The following is a 19,748-nucleotide window of genomic DNA, read 5'->3' as shown; positions in this document are numbered from 1 at the left end:
GGAGACTGAAAATGAACATCGAAAAAAGCAGATTAATTTCTGAGGCCGCCCCTCATCTGAACGCCTCTCTGGGCACAATTAACGGTAATGAATTTGCCGCAATTGTCCCGGTTATTCCTGGTCATATCGGTGGGCGTGAAACCAATATTGTTAGCGCAAAAGCGTTGCACAAAGCGTTGGGCGTGGGAAAAGACTTCTCTACATGGATCACTGATCGCATCTCTGAATATGACTTCACCATTGGGCACGATTACTCAGTCCATAAAACAATTTCCCCAAATTTGGGGAAAAGCCCGAATGGCGCGGCTTACAGCAAGATTAAGCACTCTGGCAGACCCGGCAAAGACTATCTGTTAAGTGTCGGAATGGCGAAAGAACTGGCAATGATCGAACGCAATGATCAGGGTCGCGCTATCCGCCGTTATTTCATCCAGTGCGAGGAAGAATTACAGCGTAGCGTTCCTGAAATCGCCGCCCGCTATCGTCGCCAGCTAAAAGCCCGTCTCAGTGCCGCAAACAACTTTAAGCCAATGTGCGATGCGCTGAACATGGCCCGTGCCGAGCAGGGGAAAACGACGCAGCAACACCACTACACAAACGAGAGCAATATGATTTCTCGTATCGTTCTTGGTGGGCTAACTGCTAAGCAGTGGGCGCGGATAAATGGCTATTCTGGCGAACCTCGCGACCATATGAACGCAGAACAGCTTGAGCACCTCTCATATCTCGAAAGCACCAATATCACGTTAATTGATATGGGCATGGAATATGAGCAGCGCAAAGGAGAACTCACCCGCCTGTCGCAACGCTGGCTCGCCAAGCGTCTGGAGGCGCTCAATGTCTAAGCCAACAGGAACACCACAACCACAAAAACGCTACAAAGATGCCCACGGAGCACTCGTTACTGTCGAAAGCGTGTCTCACAACCGAGTGACGTTTTATCGCGACGGGTATCAATCGCCATGCGTACAACCGCTGGCGCGTTTCATGAAGGAGTTCGCGGAGGTTAACCAATGATACCCGTCCAGAAGAAGACATTTTCACTGGCTGGCATGTCGCCAAAATCCAGAAATATGACGGCAAAGTCAGGCATTAATACAGCAGATACAAGCAAAGTTTATCATTTGCTGGTGGTCGGAACGGATGCCTTAACCATACCAGAAATCTCGGGCGATGATATTAGCATTGAGAAGGTCAGCGGCTGCGCCAGAAAATTTCTGGTCGTAGATGATGTCTTCAGCTCGTGTAGTGACTCCACAAAAACATTCGTCCACGCGCGTGACGTTAACGAAATGAGCGCGATGTACTGTGCTTCTGGTTCTTCCAATAGTGAGTTTTCGGAGTCCATAAAAAAGAGCTTGCCGTTATGCGGCAACACGGTTTATGGTTATAAGGCACCTCATAAAACGGGTGCCGGGATTGGCGTCCTGGTAAATCGAATGGCGACATATGACGCGCCGAGCGTCTTTTTTTATGTCGTAGGTCTGACTCACCCATTTTTTGGGCGTTGGTGTATAATCCAGCGCCTTTGTCAATCAATGGTGGCTCAGGCAGGGGCTTCTTCGGAAGCGCCGGTATCCATTCGAGCCGGTTACGCCAACCCTGTCTGGGCTACCACCAGCGAAATTGGCGTTTCCGGTGGTAGCGTTACATGCTATCGAATGGAGGCTGCCACATGCTGGCTACTACCCCTACCCAAAAACCGCAATTTATCTGGATTATCGCCGCAGTTCGCCGCGATTGCCCGACAATTACCGCCAAAATTCATCATATTGCTGCCGAGTCTGAACGCGATGCTCGCCGTTCTCTGGTGCGCGATCACATCTGCTTTTTTGCTGGTCGTATCCGCATGGAGGTGGCACATGATTAAAACCTACGATGTGCATATGGATCCCCTCGAACGCACAAGCCAGATCATCACACTGACAGAAGTGATTAACGACATTCTGGTGAGCAACTCTCCCTCACGAGACGAAAGACTGAAGGCGTTACTCGCGATATTGGATCTCGCCGTTCGTGACGTTCATTTCCTGCTGGAAGGTGGCGAAATGCCAGGAAAAACGGGGGCAACCAATGAATAACTCAATTAATACCCCTCGCCTTACGTCCGCACTTCAATTAATCGAGCAAGCAGCGGCTGTCCTGGTTGCTGTCAGTCTTTCGGCTGAAGAAATGGACGCTGCTGATGTCGTGGATGCGATTAAAGCGTGCTCATCTTTGGTTAACGATGCCCGTGCCGAGCTGGTAATTCTTGGGGGTGAAAAATGAATATCAACTTAATTTATCGTCATCCGTGTGAGCTGGAAATTGAATCATTGCTGGGGCGTGAAGAGCCATATCCAGACACATTCACTCCCGCAGATTGCGCGACTGAACGGCTTACCAGAGCGCGCACAGGTCTGGTTCATGTGATGAATGAGATTGTTCCCTCGGTGGGAGGGGAACAGGCGACAGTAATCAATAGCTGGCTACAAAAAGTTACCTCCCTGATAGATATCGGTTTAATCGATGTGGAGAGTGCGAAATGACCAACATCCAGCTCATTGAAGCGCAATGTCGCATCGAACAGGTTCAGACTGTTTTAGGGTTCTGGCTTGAAGGGGCCAGCCCCAGCAACAGAGACAAGTTAATGATTGGCGCGGTTATGTCACTGCTCAATGGCGTACCAGAAGCTATTCAGGAAGCGGACGAATTGTTGGGCAAATATGAGTTACAGAATCATTCAGGCGAGGCGAAACATGAATAATTTCTTAACTTTCCATGCAGAAGCAACGCCTGACGGCGTAAACATCATGTACCGCAGCAACGATGGCATGACAGAACGCGTTGAGGCCGTCTCATATATTGATGCCGTAAATCGTCTGGATGCCGGGGATTATGACGATAAACCAGATGAAGGTATGTCAATACATCTCGCTATTGCCGATGGCGGCAACCAGGGATATTTCGATTACACATCACAGCATAACGTCATTATGTGGAGATGGCTGATCGCAACAGTATTCATGCTGGAAATGAGAGAGGAAAACGGCACTGTCAGCATCATTGATGATACTGGCAATCCTTCCGAAGTGGCTGTTTATTCCAACGGCATCGTCGCCATGCCGCTGTATCCAGTAGCAGAGCGCCTCGCTATGGCAAACAACATTGAGGGAGCGATGATAGAACGTTTTGGCATCGAGTCTGGCACAGAACGCGCCATCATTTTCTACAGAGCCATGATGGATGTGGAACAAGGAGCACTGACTCCATTTGGTCGTGAAACGCTTGCTGAACTTCACAACAGCTTTATAGCTGAACTGAATGAAAACGGCATGCCAGCGGAACCAGTGACGCACTGAGGATGGAGCCATGATTACTAAAAATTTCCGACTGAATGCGCTGGCAAATAAGTATGCGTCGGCACTGTATAACCACATTACCTCCACCAGCGGCGGGGACTATTTCATGGTTGATGCGGACGGCGAGGCCGTACGTGTGGAAATCGTCAATGGAGTAAAAGGCGTTCGCAGCCTGATCGATAGCTACACACTGGCAGCCATGAAAGTGTTCTACCCGCAGTGGGAAACCGTGGGGATCGAGCTTCTTGAGCGTTGCGTCACTAAGGACGGATTGACTGGCGTCGGGCGTGAGATATGGCAAAGCATGGTTAATGACATGGGCGCAACTGTAGCGGGAGGTTCTCATGCGTGAAAATGCAGAAATGGCGCTTAGCTCCGCAATCGGAGAGCAGGTGGCAAAGATTGCTGGTGCTGTGTGGATTCATAACCTTCATTCTACTGGTGAAGAGAAAATGGCAATTCAGACGCCAGAGGGACGCACCATTACTACATCTCTGAAGCCGTCAGATGTTTGTGATCTGATTTGCGCATTCATGTACCCAGCAATGAGGACTGTCCACGGCGATAAGTGGAAACTTGCGACAACCGCTGAATTTGATATGTGGCTAAACAATGATGGCATGATGACTGATTACGGAATAACCAAGTGGCAGATGCTGGTTAGCCATATCGCAAACGCTATAGACCACGTGGGGTACGGTGATGCGAAACATTGATCTTATCCGTCAGGTTATCAGTGCGTCTGAAAACAACTGGCCTCATGTGCTGGGCTGCCTGAACATAAATGTCCCTGACTCTCCGCGCCGTCATGCTCCCTGCCCTGCATGTGGGGGCAAAGATCGATTCCGGTTCGATGACAACGGGCGCGGTAGCTTCATCTGTAATCAGTGCGGCGCTGGTGATGGGCTGGATTTAATTAAACGCGTAAATAACTGCGACACAACAGAGGCGGCGCTTCTTGCCGCTGATGTTCTGGGTATTGATTACCGGACAACGGAAACACCAGAAGCCACCAGCCAGAAACGGGAACAACTGGAAACCGAGCGCCAGCGACGCGAACAGGAGCGCCTGAAAAGGGCAGAGAAGGACGAACAACAAAGACGGGATACGTTTTCCCGTCAGTTTGATGACATGCGCAGAAAGGCTGTAAACGGCAAATCTGATTATCTGGTTGCGAAAGGGGTAGGTGATTTTACATTCCCCGTGTTGCCCGATGGATCTCTGTTGCTGGCGCTGGTGGATAAATCCGGCGCAGTCACAGCAGCACAGACTATTACATCACATGGTGAAAAAAGACTCCTGACAGGTTCAGCAAAGCGGGGGGCATATCACGCCATAAACGCGCCAGAAACAACACATAGCATCTTAATCGCAGAAGGGCTGGCAACGGCATTATCTGCCCATTTAATTCGTCCAGAGGCGCTGACAGTGGCGGCGATTGATGCCGGGAACCTGTTATATGTCGCCCAGGTACTGCGGGATAAATTTCCTTCAGCACAAATCATCATTGCTGCGGATAACGACCACAGCGAAGGAAGACAAAACACGGGGAGAATAGCAGCAGAAAAAGCAGCTTTATCTGTTTCTGGATGGGTGGCATTACCCCCGACAGATCACAAAGCAGACTGGAATGATTACCACCAAAAACACGGCATTAAATGCGCCACAGAAGCGTTCAATAAGTCAATGTACCAACCACAGGGTAATGGCGTGAAACAGGAGCCACAGACCATTGAGGGAAGCGATTTTAAGGTTATGGATACCGACCCACTGAAACCAAGAATAGAAAGCCGCGAGGATGGTATTTATTGGGTATCTCCGAGAGCTGACAGCCAGAGTGGAGAAATCATCAATAACGAAAGCTGGTTATGTTCTCCGTTAAGCGTTATCGGTACTGGCAGAGACGATAAAGACCAGTATCTCATTCTTCGCTGGCTGTCGTTTGGTTCTGAAACGCCGACAACCGCTGCCATTCCACTGGCTGATATTGGTGAACGTGAAGGATGGCGCACACTTAAAGCTGGTGGGGTAAATGTCACGACCAAAAGCAGCCTCAGAGCAATACTGGCAGACTGGCTACAACGCAGTGGCTCTCGTGAATTGTGGCGTGTTGCTCATGCCACTGGCTGGCAATGCGGAGCGTACATCATGCCTGATGGGGAAATCATCGGAACACCTGAAAATCCTGTGCTGTTCAGCGGGAGAAGCTCAGCCGCAGCCGGATATACCGTCTCAGGGAGCGCGAAAAGCTGGCGTGATAACGTGGCGCGTCTGGCCTTTGGTAACTATTCAATGATGACCGGGATCGGCGCAGCACTGGCAGCGCCATTGATTGGGCTGGTGGGCGCTGACGGGTTCGGCATTCATTTCTATGAGCAGTCGAGCGCAGGTAAGACCACCACGGCAAACGTGGCGAGCAGCTTATACGGCAACCCTGATTTACTGCGGCTGACGTGGTACGGAACCGCGCTGGGGCTGGCAAATGAGGCCGCCGCCCACAATGACGGACTAATGCCGCTTGATGAAGTTGGTCAGGGCGCTGATCCTGTCAGCGTTTCACAGTCTGCCTATGCGTTATTTAACGGTGTAGGGAAACTGCAAGGCGCTAAAGATGGTGGAAACCGGGATCTAAAACGCTGGCGTACAGTGGCAATCAGCACCGGAGAAATGGATTTAGAAACATTTATCGCTACTTCCGGGCGAAAAACCAAAGCCGGGCAACTGGTGCGACTGCTGAATATTCCGTTGAGTAAAGCAGTACGCTTTCACGATTACCAGAACGGAAAACAGCACGCAGACGCACTGAAAGACGCTTACCAGCATCACCATGGCGCAGCCGGGCGTGAGTGGATTAAATGGCTGGCAGACCACCAGCAACAGGCTATTAAAACTGTTCGTGATTGCGAAAGCAGATGGAGAAGCCTGATCCCACCCGATTATGGTGAGCAGGTTCACCGTGTAGCCGCGCGATTTGCCATTCTGGAGGCCGCATTGCTGTTAGGCGAGGTTGTAACAGGCTGGGATGCTCAGACATGCCGTGATGCGATACAGCACAGCTATAACGCATGGTTGCGCGAGTTCGGCACAGGTAACAAAGAACATCAGCAGATTATTGAACAAACGGAGGCATTTCTTAATGCCTATGGGCTTAGCCGTTTTGCACCATTTCCATACAGCCCGGCAGATTTGCCCATCAAAGATTTAGCCGGATACCGTCAGCGTGGAGAACATGACGAAAGCCCAATGATTTTCTACACATTCCCGGCCACATTTGAAAAGGAGATCGCATGTGGTTTCAACGCAAAACAGTTTGCTGAAGTGTTGAAAAAAGCCGGGATGCTAACCCCACCAAACAGCGGTCGTGGATACCAAAGAAAATCACCACGTATTCAGGGACGACAAATAAACGTTTATGTACTCAATTACCAGCCAGGAGATTATAACTCATCTGAAGAATGAGCTTCTTCATGTGCGTAGAAAAGGTGTTGGTTCAGTTGGTTCAGTTGGTTCAATTTGTAAAGAGTATTGTTTTATAAGGATTTTATTCTTTTTATTGAACCAACACTGAACCAACAACACGGTATTTTGAACCAACACAATGTGACTGAATTGATGCGCACAACACCTGGCTGGCATCAGAGAGTGTTTTACGAGACTTTCGTAAAATCCTGTGTACAAGGGCGTGACGTTTTTGAAAGTGAGCACTACGAAATTTTCGTAGTTCAAAAAACAGCCTCTGAGAAGTTATTATGCCTGTTCAGCAAACCATCCGCATAGCTGATCGCGAATCAAATTACCAATGGAGCCAGAAGCAAGGGCAGAACTGAAAAGCGCCTGCCGTGAAGAGTAATGCGATACCATAAATATAGTTTTTAGAGTCCATAAAAAACCTGTCAAAACCTGACACACAGAACGATGCCACCAGCTACTGAGCGGTGGCATTTTTTTGTGCTATTTGTTTCATATTTTGCAATTACGATGATGAATATTGCGATTTGTGAAACTATAATAACTGTTGTTTTATACAGTTCTAAGGGGGCGTTATGGCTATTTCAGTAAAGCCGGTATTGATAAGTGAGAAGCAAATGGAAGCGATAAAGAAAATTCAGGAAGAGCAGCGTAAAAAATCAGGAATTGGAGTAGCGCCAACTCTGCATGAAATTGCACGAGGGTTAATAGATAAGGCGCTGGCAGGCTGTATGTGAAAATGGATGGCATCGCATGGAACTAAAATTTATTGATAACCCTGTGCGATTACAGGCCTTTCTTAACGAGCCAGGCAATACCGAAAATATTGTTGAGCCGGGGCACACGTACTACATCAAGCCTGATGCGGTATATCTCGGCATCTACGAAGGATTAGTGCTGGCTGGCGTTCATGAAGTGCGTAACTTCTGGCATAGCGTTGTTGAATGCCATGCGGTGTACGACCCCGGATTCCGTGGTGAATATGCACTGCAAGGGCATCGATTATTCTGCAAGTGGCTTCTCGAAAACTCACCATTCCTTAACAGCATCACTATGGTTCCTGACACCACAAAATATGGACGGGCAATTATCCGTTTGCTTGGCGCTACCCGTGTTGGTCACCTTGATGATGCTTATATCAGATGTGGTAAACCCGTCGGCGTAACGCTTTATCAGTTAACTCGGCAACAATATAAGGAATTCAGCGAATGTTAATTACCCATATAGCTCATAAACATCTCAATCGTGCCGTATACGAAAAAGGCGGTGATGGTGGTGCCTCTAAAGCTCAGGCGAAGGCCCAGCAGCAGGCAATTGATTTGCAGCGCGAGCAGTGGAATACGGTGATGAATAATCTCAAGCCGTATGCAGAAGTCGGATTGCCTGCTTTACAACAACTGCAAGGACTGATGACTCTGGAAGGGCAGAATAAAGCCGCGAATGATTTCTTTGGTTCTGGTTTATATAAAACACAGGCAGATCAGGCCCGTTATCAGAACCTTGTCTCAGCAGAAGCTACCGGGGGGCTTGGCTCAACAGCTACCAGTAACCAGTTATCTTCCATTGCGCCCATGCTTTATAACAATTGGCTCAGTGGGCAAATGCAAAATTATGGAAACCTGCTAAATGTCGGGATGAATGCGGCATCAGGGCAGGCAACGGCAGGGCAAAACTACGCCAATAATACCGGACAACTCTTGCAGGGGCTTGGCGCTATTCGTGCAGGTCAGGCGCAGCAGCCATCCAGTCTTGCGCGTGGTATTGGTGGGGCAGCATCAGGCGCTTTAGCGGGTGCGCAACTTGGTTCCGTTGTTCCTGGAATAGGAACTGCGGCCGGCGCTATTGGTGGTGGGCTTATTGGTCTTGTTGGGGGGCTTGGATTCTAATGGCGACATGGCAACTTGGCGGGCTGCCTAGCATGGCACCGCAAAATGATAATGCTCCTCGTTCTTCCGTTCCTCAGCCTGTGCAGTATCAGCAGCAGCCAAACGTAGGTTTAATGGCGCTACAGGGGCTAAGAGGCGTTGCTGAGATTAATCAGCAGGCGCAAATTTCCCAGCAGTTAAAAGAATATCAGGCACGGTTGGGTAGTGCGGTAGCTAATAATGATCGTGTTGGCGTGCAGAAGTTAATGGCCCAGTATCCCCAGTTTATGGCTGATTCTCAAAAACAGATGGGATTCATTGATGCTGAGCAAAATCGACAGACCGCTGACGCTGCCATGAATCTGCGTCTTGCGTCACAAACTGGAGATCCACTGATCATGCAGAAGGCCATTCAGCAGGCAAATCCAGTATTACAGCGATTTGGTCTTCCTGCTGAAGAGGTTTATCAGTCTTGGCAGAATGACCCACAGGAATTCAACAGAATCACTGACCTCATCCACCTCCATGCTGATCCAAATAGTTACTTTAGTGTTCAAGAGAAGCAGCAAGGGCAGAGCATTGCACAGCAGAACGCAGATACATCCGCATATAATGCTCAGGTTAATGCGGAACAGGGTAATCGACGTCTCGATATGGAGCAGTTCAAAGTCCTATCCGATAACCAACTACGCACGAGAGAAATGGTTCTGAAAGCACGACTTGGACGTGCTCAAAATGACATCGAGAGAGACAAGCTCAATGCTGAACTGAGCAAGGTACAGCAGGCGAAAGTGGAGAAGATGAACGATAAAATTAATACTGTTGCAGGTAACATCGACTCCTTGAACTCTGCGCTTGAAGTGGGTCATGAACTGGCGGGAATTGTAGGGAAACATCCTTCGGCCGTTACCCGCTCGCAGAACTATAACCCCCTGACGCTGGGGTTTGGATTCCTTCCTGATGTAGCAGAAGACACACGAAGCCTACGCGCCAAAGCTGATGAATACAACCTAAAGGTTATTCTGCCTAGCCTCAAAGGGACTTTTGGCTCTAACCCAACCGAAGGGGAAAGGGCTGCCCTTATGCAATCTCAAAATGGCATTAAGTCAGCAACCAGCAATGAGGCATTTTTGCGAGAGTTGAATAAAGCGCAGGACGTAATTATTCGAATGCAGAAACGACAGATTGCCGGGCTCGGTATTCCTGTAACCAAATCTAAGGACGAAGAAACTGATACCAAAATGCTGTTGCAGGATCCTTCACTGGTTAAGGATTATGTGACCGCACATGGCTATCTGCCGGAAAGTTACTATCAGGCAAAACTTAAGGGATGGCAATGATGGCACAACTGACAGAAAAACAGAAAGCCTATTCCCGTCATCTCGATGAAAAATATGGTTTCCCATCAGGGACGATGGAAACATTAGTTGGCAATGAATCTAGTGGTAACGGAAGTGCCGAGTCACCGAAAGGAGCTAGAGGATTTGCTCAACTGATGCCCTCAGTAATGAGTGATGCTGGTTATCGTGGAACAGATCCGCGCTCACTGCCATTTGAAAAGCAAATGGATATCGCAGCAAACCATCTCAATAAAGGAATGAAGCGATTTGGTGATATAGGTATGGCATTGGCTGGGTATAATTCTGGCTATGCTCGTATTAATGCCGTCAGAAACGGTAAATCTACACTGCCAGATGAAACGGCTAATTACGTAAGTAAATTTGCAGATGCCGGAATAATCCCTGATGACAGTGAAATCTTGCAGTTTGCACAAACCAGTCAACATCGCAATCTTCAGCAGCCTGACTACTCAGAGCTTGATAAAGAAATCTCTCAGGTGGGAGATATTTCTGCATGGGAAGCAAAACGTCAGCAATTTAAGAACATAGAAGCAGGACTACCAACAGCCAGTTCATGGGAGCAGAAAAGAGCTCAGTTTCTCGCCGATGAAAATGCCGGGGAACCGCAGCAGCAAGTAGCCAAGTCTAACCTTAATCCTGAGATGGAATATCTTTCGCCAGGACTGAAAGCTGCGCCAGAGCAGATGGCCAGAGGGATTGCTAATATACCGTTTGATGTAATGGACGCAGGCGTGGGGGTAGTCAATGCGGCGCAATCAGCCGGAGCATGGGCAGCTCAGAAGCTTGGTGTGGGTGATGGCACATACACGCCCATATCACCTGTCTTTCGCCCAGTAGACCAACCTACAGATCCATACGCGCAGGCTGGTGAGCAGCTAGCACCTTACCTTATTACAGGATTAGGTGCAGGAAAGGCAGCTACCGCAGCTTCTTCAATTGCCAACGCTCCACGTGCTGAACGTGCGGCCACAAAGGTGGCTAGTATGTTGGCAGAAAACCTGCCAGGTACATTGGTGAACGCCCAAAAGAACGGGCAGATCAGCCCAGAAGACCTAGCAAAAGAGACAGGTATTGGCCTAGCAGGATCGCTAGGAGCACGCGCTTTAATAAAGAGCGGACAGACAGCCAGTGACGTAATGCGAGATGTATTGCGGAGTAATACAAATCAATCAGGCCATGTGTTAGGGGCAGCAAATACTCTGGAAACCGCCAATGATGTATCGAAAGCAGCGCGTTCTGCCGTAGGCCGAGAGCATATCGCATCGCAGGCATCAAACGTCAGAGATGATGTCGCTAAGGCGGCGAAAATCACTGGTATTAATATCAACACCCTGACGCCTGGAATGCGCTCAGGTAGTCGTGGAATTGCCCAAGCAGAAGGTGTTCTGGCATCAACTCCTGGGAATGTTCAGGATGCTCACCTTACGGCCTTCAATGAAATATCCTCAAAGTTGAATAAGCAGTTGTCTGATTTCGGTGCTGAGTCTGGAAGCGCATCAGAAAAAAGCGCAGCAATTAAAGAGCGCATCATCGCGAGCCTCAGTGATATGAAAACAGCAGAGAATATGGCATGGGCAGAACTGCGAAGCACGATGCCACGCGAAAGGATGAAAATGAGTAATGGGATGGCTGTCGTCCAAGCAGAAAAAGCAGCCAATGTTCCACTCAGCCCGGAGATGAAACAGTTTCAGGCTGCCAACAACCAAGGTGGCGGCATAACCTTCGACGGGATGAAGGCATGGCGTGCTAAGTTTGCTGATGCTGAACAAGCAAACACCCGGGCAGGTAAGGCCAATGCCGCCCGGATTGCCGGAGAAATGCGCAGAGCTATCACTGATGACATGCGCATCATGGCTGAAAAAGGAAACTTCCTCACAGAATGGCAGAAAGCTAACGATCTCTCTAAAAGTTACATTATCGCCAAACAAAATGCCGAATCTGTTTTTGGTCGAGATCTCGCATCAGACGCTATGGTAAGAAAAGGTGCCGATACGCTTAAGGCATCCGCAAACACTGGAACGGGAGCTTTTCACCGTCTTATCTCCGCGCTGCCGGAAGCAGAACGCCAACCTGCAATAGCATCTATTCTTCAGCATGCTGTGGCGCAGGGAGAGAAGGGAGGAATCGGTGAAGAGTCAGGTATCCAGTATTTTGCCAAGCTCATGACCCAGCAGAATGTAAACGCCATCAGTCGTCATGCGCCAGATCTCGGTAGAATGATGAAAGAGTTCGGTGTACTCGCTAAAGCCAGTACCAGACCGCAGCGATACGTAGAGCGCACGGGAAGAACAACTGAGGCTCTCAAAACGCTCGATTCAGGCCTTCCAAAGATCGTCGGCGTGATTATGAACGGAGTTCAACAGTCAGGTGCGATCGCTGGAGGCTTTGGCGGTGGTGTAATTGGTTCGATTAGTGGTTTGGTTGCTGGTGGCGCGCTAAGAAATACTGTGGCTAAGATTGGGGCGACAAGAAGTGGTCGATATGCGATAGAGAAAGCCGTTCAGGAAGCTACAAAAGCAGTGCGCGCAGGGGCATCACCAGCAGCGATCGCCGCAGCAGAGAAACGATTTTCGGCCAATAAAATTGCCATGAAAGCAATTCGTGATGCCGTTGGGGCTGAAGAATTCGTGAAACTGACAAGGGCCGGGATTGTAGCTACCCTCAGTGGCATGAAAGATGTTAGCGAATGGGAATAGACGCTCTAACTAACAAAACCATAATAGCCAAGGACGGCATACTGATATTGAGCCAACTATCAAAATTCCATATCACATTACGAGCCTGTGGCTTACATTCGCTTACAGTGATGATAATTTATAACCACGCAATTCTTAGGTGAGATTATCATGATTAAAAATCTTCTTTTAATATTATCCCTGTCATTATTGGCTGGATGCGTACAAAAACCGTTAGTAACGGTCAATGCTTTATCTTCCGGGCAATCTGTCGGTAAGAAGTTCTTGATCATCCCCGCAAGCCAAGAACTTTGGAACACCAAACAGATTGAATACACTCAAATAGCTACGGTAGTAGCCGCCAGTTTATCAAGCCAAGGATATACACAAGTTAAAGATGAAAAATTGGCTGACCAGGTAATTCTCTTGAACTTTTTGAGAAGCGGGGCCATTTCAAATACTCGTAATGTAACCATCCCAATATACGGGCAAACTGGTGTGAGCTCAGCAACAACGTACGGAAACTCGAACACCACGTTCAATAGTTATGGTGGTGGCTACGGTACAGCTAATACCACTGGAACGGCAACAACAGTTTATACGCCTACTTATGGAATTACTGGCGCGTATAACACAACTGTGACGGACACGTTCTACGGCGCAGGGGTGATACTCCAGTCGTTTGATGCCAAGGCTTATCTCAATAATAGGCAGATTAATATGTTATGGAAAGTTGGTAGCTCAGTCGTCTCGCAACAGTCTGATGGAATTGCTGATTACAAGGGGTTGGCGAGAATAGCCGCTAGCTATGCCGGGAAAAATACAGAAGGTGATATAACTTTTAATGTTGACCCTAAAGCACCAAATTAACTAATAAGCCCGGTACGCCGGGCATTTATGCCCCTATTATTCATGAATCGCTTTTTCTAGAAGGTATGCGACAAACGTTAAGTGACATTGCCTACACATTCGGGGCGGGATTTCAAATCCGCTCCCAGTTGATGGGGCCATTACAGTACGCGCATATCCGCTTTATGTGAAACAGGAAGATTTTTCTGATATCACTGCCACAGCAAAACACCAATTTCGTGACCAGTACGCGCGCGAGGGGTATCAGTTGCAAAATTTTTTGCAACTGCGTCCGACCAGTACGCACACGATGGCGGGGGATACCATGAAACTGTTCTCTACACGAGACAGAGTGGTGGTGATGTGTTGATTATCGGCGTATATGCGCACAGGACGCGCTATGACGATGTTTTATGCGGGTACACCAATCACATGTATCTGGTGTGATAAATCGCGTTACATGACCTCTCTGTTGTGCTGGTGGTTATCACGACGTTCTGAATCTGGCTTTTGTCTGATATTTTGCGACAAGTACGTGCGCGTAGCATCGACAGCATACACATTGGATATTCATTTTGTGACCAATGCGATAAGTAGCGGGATAAGCATTGATAAAATCAACAGGCCGATGATCCACTTTTGATTTTCACTGGCCTTATCTCTATTTTCATCAATCTTATCCATAATTCGACGCTCCAAGCCGTGCATATCACCGCGAATGGCAATTATCTCATTGCGAACATCCGAGAAGTGGTTGGCTTGATGTTCCATGTGTGGCGTTCTGCCTTTCATGCCTGATCCTCACCTATCGTCACCACCTGCTGGTGTATAAAGGTATTGGCCCAAGCAGCTTTCCAATGGGCACTCATGTTTATACGCTGACCTTACAATCAATCACCGCTTTTAACTTTTCAGCATTGCTTCCCTGACGCTTCCACGCGCTGTAAATATCTTTATCCCACGCTTTACCAGCTTTTGTTTGATAGCCTGCTTCATTGATCCGTTCAGCTATCACACGCCCATTATCAAATCCCTGTTGGATGGTATCGGCAATGATCTTTATAACTGCCGTTTCGTTATATGGTTTTGGTGGGATGTTCGGCTTTCCGGCAATAAGCGACGCAGCGGCTTTTTCCATGCGATCCACCAGCCCAAGCATTCGTGAATCAATAGACTTTTCCGGCTGCCCCAGCTTCATGCGAATCGCATCAACAAGCCAGGAGGTTTTATCCCCTCCAGAAGCGAGAACAGACCGATTAAACTCATCCTGCAATTCAGATGGGATGCGGAACGCGATCAGATTAGATTTGCTCATTGCAAAGACCATATCAGTGAGTAATATCCATACAGTATACCACTGTATAACACTGTTATACGCTCAAATATCAGCCAGAAAATAACAGACCAATCACAAATCTATCGCTGTGTTGTTGGTTCAGAGCTGGGCTGTGTTGGTTCAAAATGAGTTGATGTTGGTTCAATATTTTAGAAAAAACACAATAAAAACAATACTCTTTACAAATTGAACCAACTGAACCAACTGAACCAACACCTTTTTGCTTATCTATATAATCTGAGAGGCAGAAATGATAAAGGACAGGAAAGCTGAAGAGCTGGAGTCAAAAGGGCTATACCGGAGAGCTGCCGCACGATGGGCAGAAGTCATGATGCTGGCAGATGGCGATAAAGAACGTGAACATGCAGCAAACAGACGCTCTGAATGTATCCGTAAGGCGGCACGCCCACCAGCAACTACAGACAGATTCGGAGATTTAAGACAGGCAGTTAAGCGGACTCATTCGGCTCTTGGTATGGATGAGGAAGCGAGAGGGTACTTCAGGCGTTATCGCGATAAAGATTGCCAGAGACAGTAATGCTCTCTCTGTTTTGGCAAATTACCCCTCACTTTGAAGGGATCGGAGCTATAAAAATGGTGTTATCCGGCTTCCTCAAATTGAGGATTGTGGAAGAATCAATGGGTTAGGTCATCGTGCAAATTTGCACTCTGCCAGCCAACGCAATTTCTCGTTGGCAGAAATATCAGGTATTTACTGAACGAACGATCTACCAGTCTGTTCAGTTACCAGTTGCACATGGCTGTTTCATGTGAGAACGGAGGTTTTTTTCGGACATCGCTATTGGGTACAGCAATTTCACGAGCAATACGCGCGCGCAGGACAACAAGCCTGAATATGGTTACACACCTCGATCCTGAGGGATGTAGACAATGGCTTCTGACCAAAGCACCCGAAAAAACCGTGTACATAAGGGTGTACATAATCAAAAATCGCATTAGAAAGAAACCAGCCACAATGCGCCATTGAAGCCAACACTCTACAAACAGATTCAGTAACTCGTAACACTAATTCTTACTTTTCAGCCTTCACAAATGCCGCCCACTCAAACAGAGCGGCATTTTTCTTCCCCGCAACTTCAATTCTGTTTTGCGTGCCTGCTCCAGATTTTGCGATGTTTTTTTGCCCAGCACACTGAGAACGTGAGATACTCACAACTGTATATAAATACAGTTACAGATTTACTTTCTTTGCAATCGATATCACATGGAGTGGGCAATGAACGAACATCATCAACCTTTTGAAGAAATACGGCATTATGGCACTGAAGGGCAAGAATTTTGGTCAGCTAGAGAATTGGCACCGTTACTGGATTATCGGGACTGGCGCAATTTTCAAAAGGTACTGGCCCGCGCGACTCAAGCGTGCGAAGCCAGCAATCAAGCTGCATCTGACCATTTCGTTGAAACCACCAAAATGGTTGTATTAGGTTCAGGGGCTCAACGAGAACTTGAAGATGTTCATCTCTCCCGCTATGCCTGTTACCTGGTAGTACAAAACGGCGACCCTGCGAAACCGGTTATTGCGGCAGGGCAAACTTATTTTGCTATCCAGACCCGACGGCAGGAGCTGGCTGACGATGAAGCTTTCAGGCAACTTCGTGAAGACGAAAAGCGTCTTTTTCTGAGAAATGAATTGAAAGAACATAACAAACAATTGGTTGAGGCAGCGCAGCAAGCTGGGGTAGCGACAGCTATCGATTTCGCCATATTTCAGAATCATGGTTACCGGGGGCTGTATGGTGGATTAGATCAGAAAGCCATCCATCAGCGGAAGGGGCTGAAAAAGAGTCAGAAGATCCTGGATCATATGGGTTCAACAGAACTGGCGGCTAATCTCTTTCGAGCTACCCAAACAGAAGAAAAACTCAAGCGGGATGGCGTGAATTCAAAACAGCAAGCTAATACCACACACTTTGACGTGGGTAGCAAGGTGAGGCAAACCATTCAGGAACTTGGCGGAACCATGCCTGAGGAGTTGCCGACCCCGCAGGTCAGCATCAAGCAGTTGGAAAACAGTGTAAAAATTACAGAGAAGAAATAGCAGAAACTAAAAACTCTTTTTGTTGATTGAGATACCCGATGCGTAAGCCAAAGTCCAGGTGCGGTGAACACAATGGCTAAACATTGCACCTTTCTTTTCCACCCCTCAATTTTAACCTATTTTTTCTTATGCATTTTCTCAGACAAGAAGTCAGAAGAATGCATCTACGCTACAGAAAATAGCGATTTCACATAACTACAAGTTATCAATTTCCTCTCACCTTAAAAAATCTCAATCGTGACAATACGCACAAATCGCTACCCTGCCAGACAGATTTTTAGGGAGAGAACCATGCTGTTACACATTTTGTATTTGGTTGGCATTACTGCCGAAGCCATGACGGGGGCTCTGGCGGCCGGGCGACGCCGCATGGATACATTTGGCGTAATTATTATTGCGACCGCCACCGCAATTGGCGGAGGGTCAGTGCGCGATATTCTGCTGGGCCACTATCCGCTCGGCTGGGTCAAACACCCGGAATATGTGATTATCGTCGCTACCGCCGCAGTACTCACCACTATCGTTGCTCCTGTAATGCCTTACCTGCGCAAAGTGTTTCTGGTGCTCGATGCGCTTGGACTGGTGGTCTTTTCTATCATCGGCGCACAGGTTGCACTGGATATGGGGCACGGCCCAATTATTGCCGTTGTCGCGGCGGTAACCACCGGCGTGTTTGGCGGCGTTTTGCGCGATATGTTCTGTAAACGTATCCCACTGGTATTCCAGAAAGAGTTGTATGCCGGTGTCTCATTTGCCTCCGCCGTGCTGTACATCGCGCTGCAACACTATGTTTCTAACCATGATGTGGTAATTATCTCCACCCTGGTATTCGGCTTTTTTGCCCGCTTACTGGCGCTACGCCTTAAGCTGGGATTACCGGTCTTTTACTACAGCCACGAAGGACACTAAGGTTCAAAACCTGTGATCTGCTGGGCAGCCAGCCAACTGCCCAGCTTCTTGATTTGCGCATTTTCCTTCCATTCAATAACCTGTCTGGCGCGCCCCGATCCAGTCCCCGGCAGCTGCTGCCAGAACTGCTCCGTGCTAAATAAAAGTTGCGACCAGGACCGTTCATCACTGGCATTAAGCGCCGCCCGGGTTAGCGGTATTCCCATTGCCATCACCCAGCGAGTAAAAGGCTGCTTACGAGCCAGATTAAACCGATGCCATAGCTGCGCACTTTTACTTTTCGCGATCCCCGGCGTGTTCTGTAATTGCTCTGGCGTTAATAAAAGCCAGGAAAAGATATGCTCAAAGCGATGAGTCTGATGCAGCGCGCGCCAGCCGGCCTCACCAATACCATCCAGCCCCAGAACCTGTTTTGACCCCAGCCAGACTAAGCGTGAAATGAACTGTTCCTGACAAACATCAGAAGCAAAGTAGCAGGTCAACGAGTTAAAGCGGTTTTCTGGTGGTGTCGGTTTTGTACGTTCTGCACCGCGCCAGACCACATCATCAATGCGAGGAATACCCTGACCGGCAAGGCTGACGAGGATCTGATCACCAGGCGCAATATCCCACTCCTGCCAGCGCCTGACGGAACCAATATTCACCCGCTGGACTTTTTTATCATCCAGCATGACAGGTGCGAGTGACGCAACCACCGATATTTTACCGCTCTTACCCACCGCAAACTGAATCGCCTTCACTTCGGCAACCTGAGCTACAGGTTGATATTTCCAGGCCACCAGCCATTCTGCCTGGCCTGGTAGCCAATGGCGGGATTCGGGTTCTTTCGCCCCTCGCACAACCACGCCATCGGTGACGAAGGGTAATTTCGCTTTCCACCACTCATTGCGTACGCGCGCAACCTCATCAGCATTTTTAACCGCACGGGTATACCTCTGCGTTAGAGTAAAACCTGCGGTAGCCAGCTCCTTTAAACGATCGGTCATTAACTGCGGTCCATCCGGCCATGCCCAGACAAAAACGCCCAGAGAATTCAGCGTGTCGCTATCGTCCTGGCGCATCATCAGGCCAGCAACTTTTGCGCGGGCATTTATTCCCCCCATTTGTTGTTGGATATGCCCCTCGCGCTGGAGAAATATTTCCCCCTGAAGCGTACTGTTGGCTAAAGGCCCGCTAACGGTTTGCGGCACAGCGGAAATTAAGCTAACTTTCTGCGTCCAGTCCTCGCCTTTCAGGCCATTACCGCGACTGATTGCTTTGTTCAGTTTCCCGTCCCGATAAACCAGGGTTACCGCAACGCCATCAACTTTTGGCTGCACCCAAAGATCGCTACGTTCTCGCATCCACAGACTTAATGCGTTTTTATCCACCATTTTGCGTACACCCGTATGGGCAACCGGATGCATAACCGCACCATTTAAAGGCGGCATCATCACGTCGCGGGGCTCGCTCCCAAAGCAGCGTTGCCACTGCGTAAGACGGGCGCTTAACTGATCGTAAACACCGTCTTCCACCTCACTTTTTCCTTCCTTCCAGTAGTCATCGTCCCACTGTTTTATTTGCTGTTGCAGGCGGGAAATTTCTTCCTGTGCTCTGGCTGGCGACCAGGCCGGACAGACCGCCCACACAGATGATTGCCAGCACAAGATACTTATTAATATCGCCATCCATACTTTCATCATCACCTCCGCTGTAGGTAGTCAGGCAGATATACAACGTGATGAAAGCAAAGCCGAGTGGCAAAAACGGAGTCTGCGAGGACGCTTCCTGAAAATCGTCTTTATTGCAGTGAATGACAGGCAAATGCGGAAGCAGCTACGCAAAACGCAACAACTTTGCGCAAAAAGTGTGAGCAAGGGCTACGTCACATGGCCGCGCCGTG

22 protein-coding genes and 1 pseudogene are annotated in these 19,748 nt (G+C 48.6%); 20 read left to right on the top strand and 3 right to left on the bottom strand.

Annotated features, from left to right (window positions below):
* The first annotated feature begins 11 nt into the window (after positions 1 to 11).
* The 17 genes and pseudogenes from HGD79_RS16255 to HGD79_RS16180 all read left to right on the top strand — a co-directional run bounded on the left by HGD79_RS16255 (position 12) and on the right by HGD79_RS16180 (position 13,580).
* On the top strand, positions 12 to 845 hold the full coding sequence (locus HGD79_RS16255) for an antA/AntB antirepressor family protein (RefSeq protein WP_168848443.1): 834 nt from the start codon (positions 12 to 14) through the stop codon (positions 843 to 845).
* Positions 838 to 1,017 carry a DUF4222 domain-containing protein gene (locus HGD79_RS16250; protein WP_000042978.1) on the top strand — a complete coding sequence of 60 codons (180 nt, stop codon included), beginning with the start codon at positions 838 to 840 and terminating at the stop codon, positions 1,015 to 1,017. Before HGD79_RS16255 ends, HGD79_RS16250 begins: the two co-directional genes overlap by 8 nt.
* Positions 1,014 to 1,649, top strand: a pseudogene (locus HGD79_RS26985) (ash family protein); the annotation flags it as partial. The gene HGD79_RS16250 and the pseudogene HGD79_RS26985, both read left to right, overlap by 4 nt.
* 2 nt (positions 1,650 to 1,651) lie before the next feature.
* Entirely contained in the window at positions 1,652 to 1,870 is a 219-nt protein-coding gene (locus tag HGD79_RS26685) for a host cell division inhibitor Icd-like protein (protein WP_306464756.1), read from the top strand.
* Between the two features lie 203 nt (positions 1,871 to 2,073).
* Positions 2,074 to 2,268, top strand: a complete 195-nt coding sequence (locus tag HGD79_RS16240) for a hypothetical protein (protein ID WP_001065738.1) — start codon at positions 2,074 to 2,076, stop codon at positions 2,266 to 2,268.
* Positions 2,265 to 2,528 carry a hypothetical protein gene (locus HGD79_RS16235; RefSeq protein ID WP_001024675.1) on the top strand — a complete coding sequence of 88 codons (264 nt, stop codon included), beginning with the start codon at positions 2,265 to 2,267 and terminating at the stop codon, positions 2,526 to 2,528. Before HGD79_RS16240 ends, HGD79_RS16235 begins: the two co-directional genes overlap by 4 nt.
* A complete protein-coding gene (locus tag HGD79_RS16230) occupies positions 2,525 to 2,746 on the top strand; it encodes a hypothetical protein (RefSeq protein ID WP_000181940.1) in 222 nt (73 codons plus the stop codon). Before HGD79_RS16235 ends, HGD79_RS16230 begins: the two co-directional genes overlap by 4 nt.
* Positions 2,739 to 3,341 carry a hypothetical protein gene (locus tag HGD79_RS16225; protein WP_001058743.1) on the top strand — a complete coding sequence of 201 codons (603 nt, stop codon included), beginning with the start codon at positions 2,739 to 2,741 and terminating at the stop codon, positions 3,339 to 3,341. Before HGD79_RS16230 ends, HGD79_RS16225 begins: the two co-directional genes overlap by 8 nt.
* Before the next feature lie 10 nt (positions 3,342 to 3,351).
* Positions 3,352 to 3,693, top strand: a complete 342-nt coding sequence (locus tag HGD79_RS16220) for a hypothetical protein (RefSeq protein WP_016234636.1) — start codon at positions 3,352 to 3,354, stop codon at positions 3,691 to 3,693.
* Positions 3,686 to 4,057 (top strand): hypothetical protein, encoded by a 372-nt coding sequence (locus tag HGD79_RS16215; RefSeq protein ID WP_168848442.1) that lies wholly within the window; start codon positions 3,686 to 3,688, stop codon positions 4,055 to 4,057. The genes HGD79_RS16220 and HGD79_RS16215 overlap by 8 nt, the downstream gene beginning before the upstream one ends.
* Positions 4,044 to 6,800 carry a TOPRIM and DUF927 domain-containing protein gene (locus HGD79_RS16210; RefSeq protein WP_168848441.1) on the top strand — a complete coding sequence of 919 codons (2,757 nt, stop codon included), beginning with the start codon at positions 4,044 to 4,046 and terminating at the stop codon, positions 6,798 to 6,800. The genes HGD79_RS16215 and HGD79_RS16210 overlap by 14 nt, the downstream gene beginning before the upstream one ends.
* A 584-nt stretch (positions 6,801 to 7,384) precedes the next feature.
* Positions 7,385 to 7,546: a hypothetical protein gene (locus tag HGD79_RS16205; protein ID WP_001018524.1), complete on the top strand. Its 162-nt coding sequence runs from the start codon at positions 7,385 to 7,387 to the stop codon at positions 7,544 to 7,546.
* 16 nt (positions 7,547 to 7,562) lie between these two features.
* A complete protein-coding gene (locus tag HGD79_RS16200; RefSeq protein WP_000420674.1) occupies positions 7,563 to 8,024 on the top strand; it encodes a DUF2824 family protein in 462 nt (153 codons plus the stop codon).
* Positions 8,018 to 8,695 (top strand): hypothetical protein, encoded by a 678-nt coding sequence (locus HGD79_RS16195; protein WP_000909176.1) that lies wholly within the window; start codon positions 8,018 to 8,020, stop codon positions 8,693 to 8,695. The genes HGD79_RS16200 and HGD79_RS16195 overlap by 7 nt, the downstream gene beginning before the upstream one ends.
* Before the next feature lie 32 nt (positions 8,696 to 8,727).
* Positions 8,728 to 10,014 carry a phage DNA ejection protein gene (locus HGD79_RS16190; RefSeq protein WP_247653380.1) on the top strand — a complete coding sequence of 429 codons (1,287 nt, stop codon included), beginning with the start codon at positions 8,728 to 8,730 and terminating at the stop codon, positions 10,012 to 10,014.
* Positions 10,011 to 12,731: a lytic transglycosylase domain-containing protein gene (locus HGD79_RS16185; RefSeq protein WP_168848440.1), complete on the top strand. Its 2,721-nt coding sequence runs from the start codon at positions 10,011 to 10,013 to the stop codon at positions 12,729 to 12,731. The genes HGD79_RS16190 and HGD79_RS16185 overlap by 4 nt, the downstream gene beginning before the upstream one ends.
* 150 nt (positions 12,732 to 12,881) lie before the next feature.
* Positions 12,882 to 13,580, top strand: a complete 699-nt coding sequence (locus HGD79_RS16180) for a hypothetical protein (protein WP_000594596.1) — start codon at positions 12,882 to 12,884, stop codon at positions 13,578 to 13,580.
* A gap of 549 nt (positions 13,581 to 14,129) precedes the next feature.
* Here HGD79_RS16180 and HGD79_RS16175 read toward each other — a convergent pair.
* On the bottom strand, positions 14,130 to 14,351 hold the full coding sequence (locus HGD79_RS16175; RefSeq protein ID WP_000678613.1) for a hypothetical protein: 222 nt from the start codon (positions 14,349 to 14,351) through the stop codon (positions 14,130 to 14,132).
* A gap of 79 nt (positions 14,352 to 14,430) precedes the next feature.
* Positions 14,431 to 14,874, bottom strand: a complete 444-nt coding sequence (locus tag HGD79_RS16170; RefSeq protein ID WP_247653379.1) for a hypothetical protein — start codon at positions 14,872 to 14,874, stop codon at positions 14,431 to 14,433.
* 271 nt (positions 14,875 to 15,145) lie between these two features.
* On the opposite strand from HGD79_RS16170, the gene HGD79_RS16165 reads away from it, so the two are divergent.
* The 3 genes from HGD79_RS16165 to HGD79_RS16155 all read left to right on the top strand — a co-directional run bounded on the left by HGD79_RS16165 (position 15,146) and on the right by HGD79_RS16155 (position 17,866).
* Entirely contained in the window at positions 15,146 to 15,433 is a 288-nt protein-coding gene (locus HGD79_RS16165) for a PerC family transcriptional regulator (protein WP_000588629.1), read from the top strand.
* A gap of 699 nt (positions 15,434 to 16,132) precedes the next feature.
* Complete coding sequence (gene dinD, locus HGD79_RS16160) at positions 16,133 to 16,957, top strand: DNA damage-inducible protein D (protein WP_001297374.1); 825 nt, start codon at positions 16,133 to 16,135, stop codon at positions 16,955 to 16,957.
* Positions 16,958 to 17,248: 291 nt separating this feature from the next.
* Positions 17,249 to 17,866, top strand: a complete 618-nt coding sequence (locus tag HGD79_RS16155; RefSeq protein ID WP_000924289.1) for a trimeric intracellular cation channel family protein — start codon at positions 17,249 to 17,251, stop codon at positions 17,864 to 17,866.
* Here HGD79_RS16155 and ligB read toward each other — a convergent pair.
* Complete coding sequence (gene ligB / locus HGD79_RS16150) at positions 17,863 to 19,545, bottom strand: NAD-dependent DNA ligase LigB (protein WP_000870053.1); 1,683 nt, start codon at positions 19,543 to 19,545, stop codon at positions 17,863 to 17,865. The genes HGD79_RS16155 and ligB overlap by 4 nt on opposite strands.
* Between the last annotated feature and the right edge of the window lie 203 nt (positions 19,546 to 19,748).

This window comes from Escherichia sp. SCLE84 (assembly GCF_012584495.1).
In the GTDB taxonomy this organism is placed as follows: domain Bacteria; phylum Pseudomonadota; class Gammaproteobacteria; order Enterobacterales; family Enterobacteriaceae; genus ECMA0423.
The sequence above is the reverse complement of the archived record's forward strand: the minus strand, read 5'-3'. Positions and strand labels throughout refer to the sequence as shown.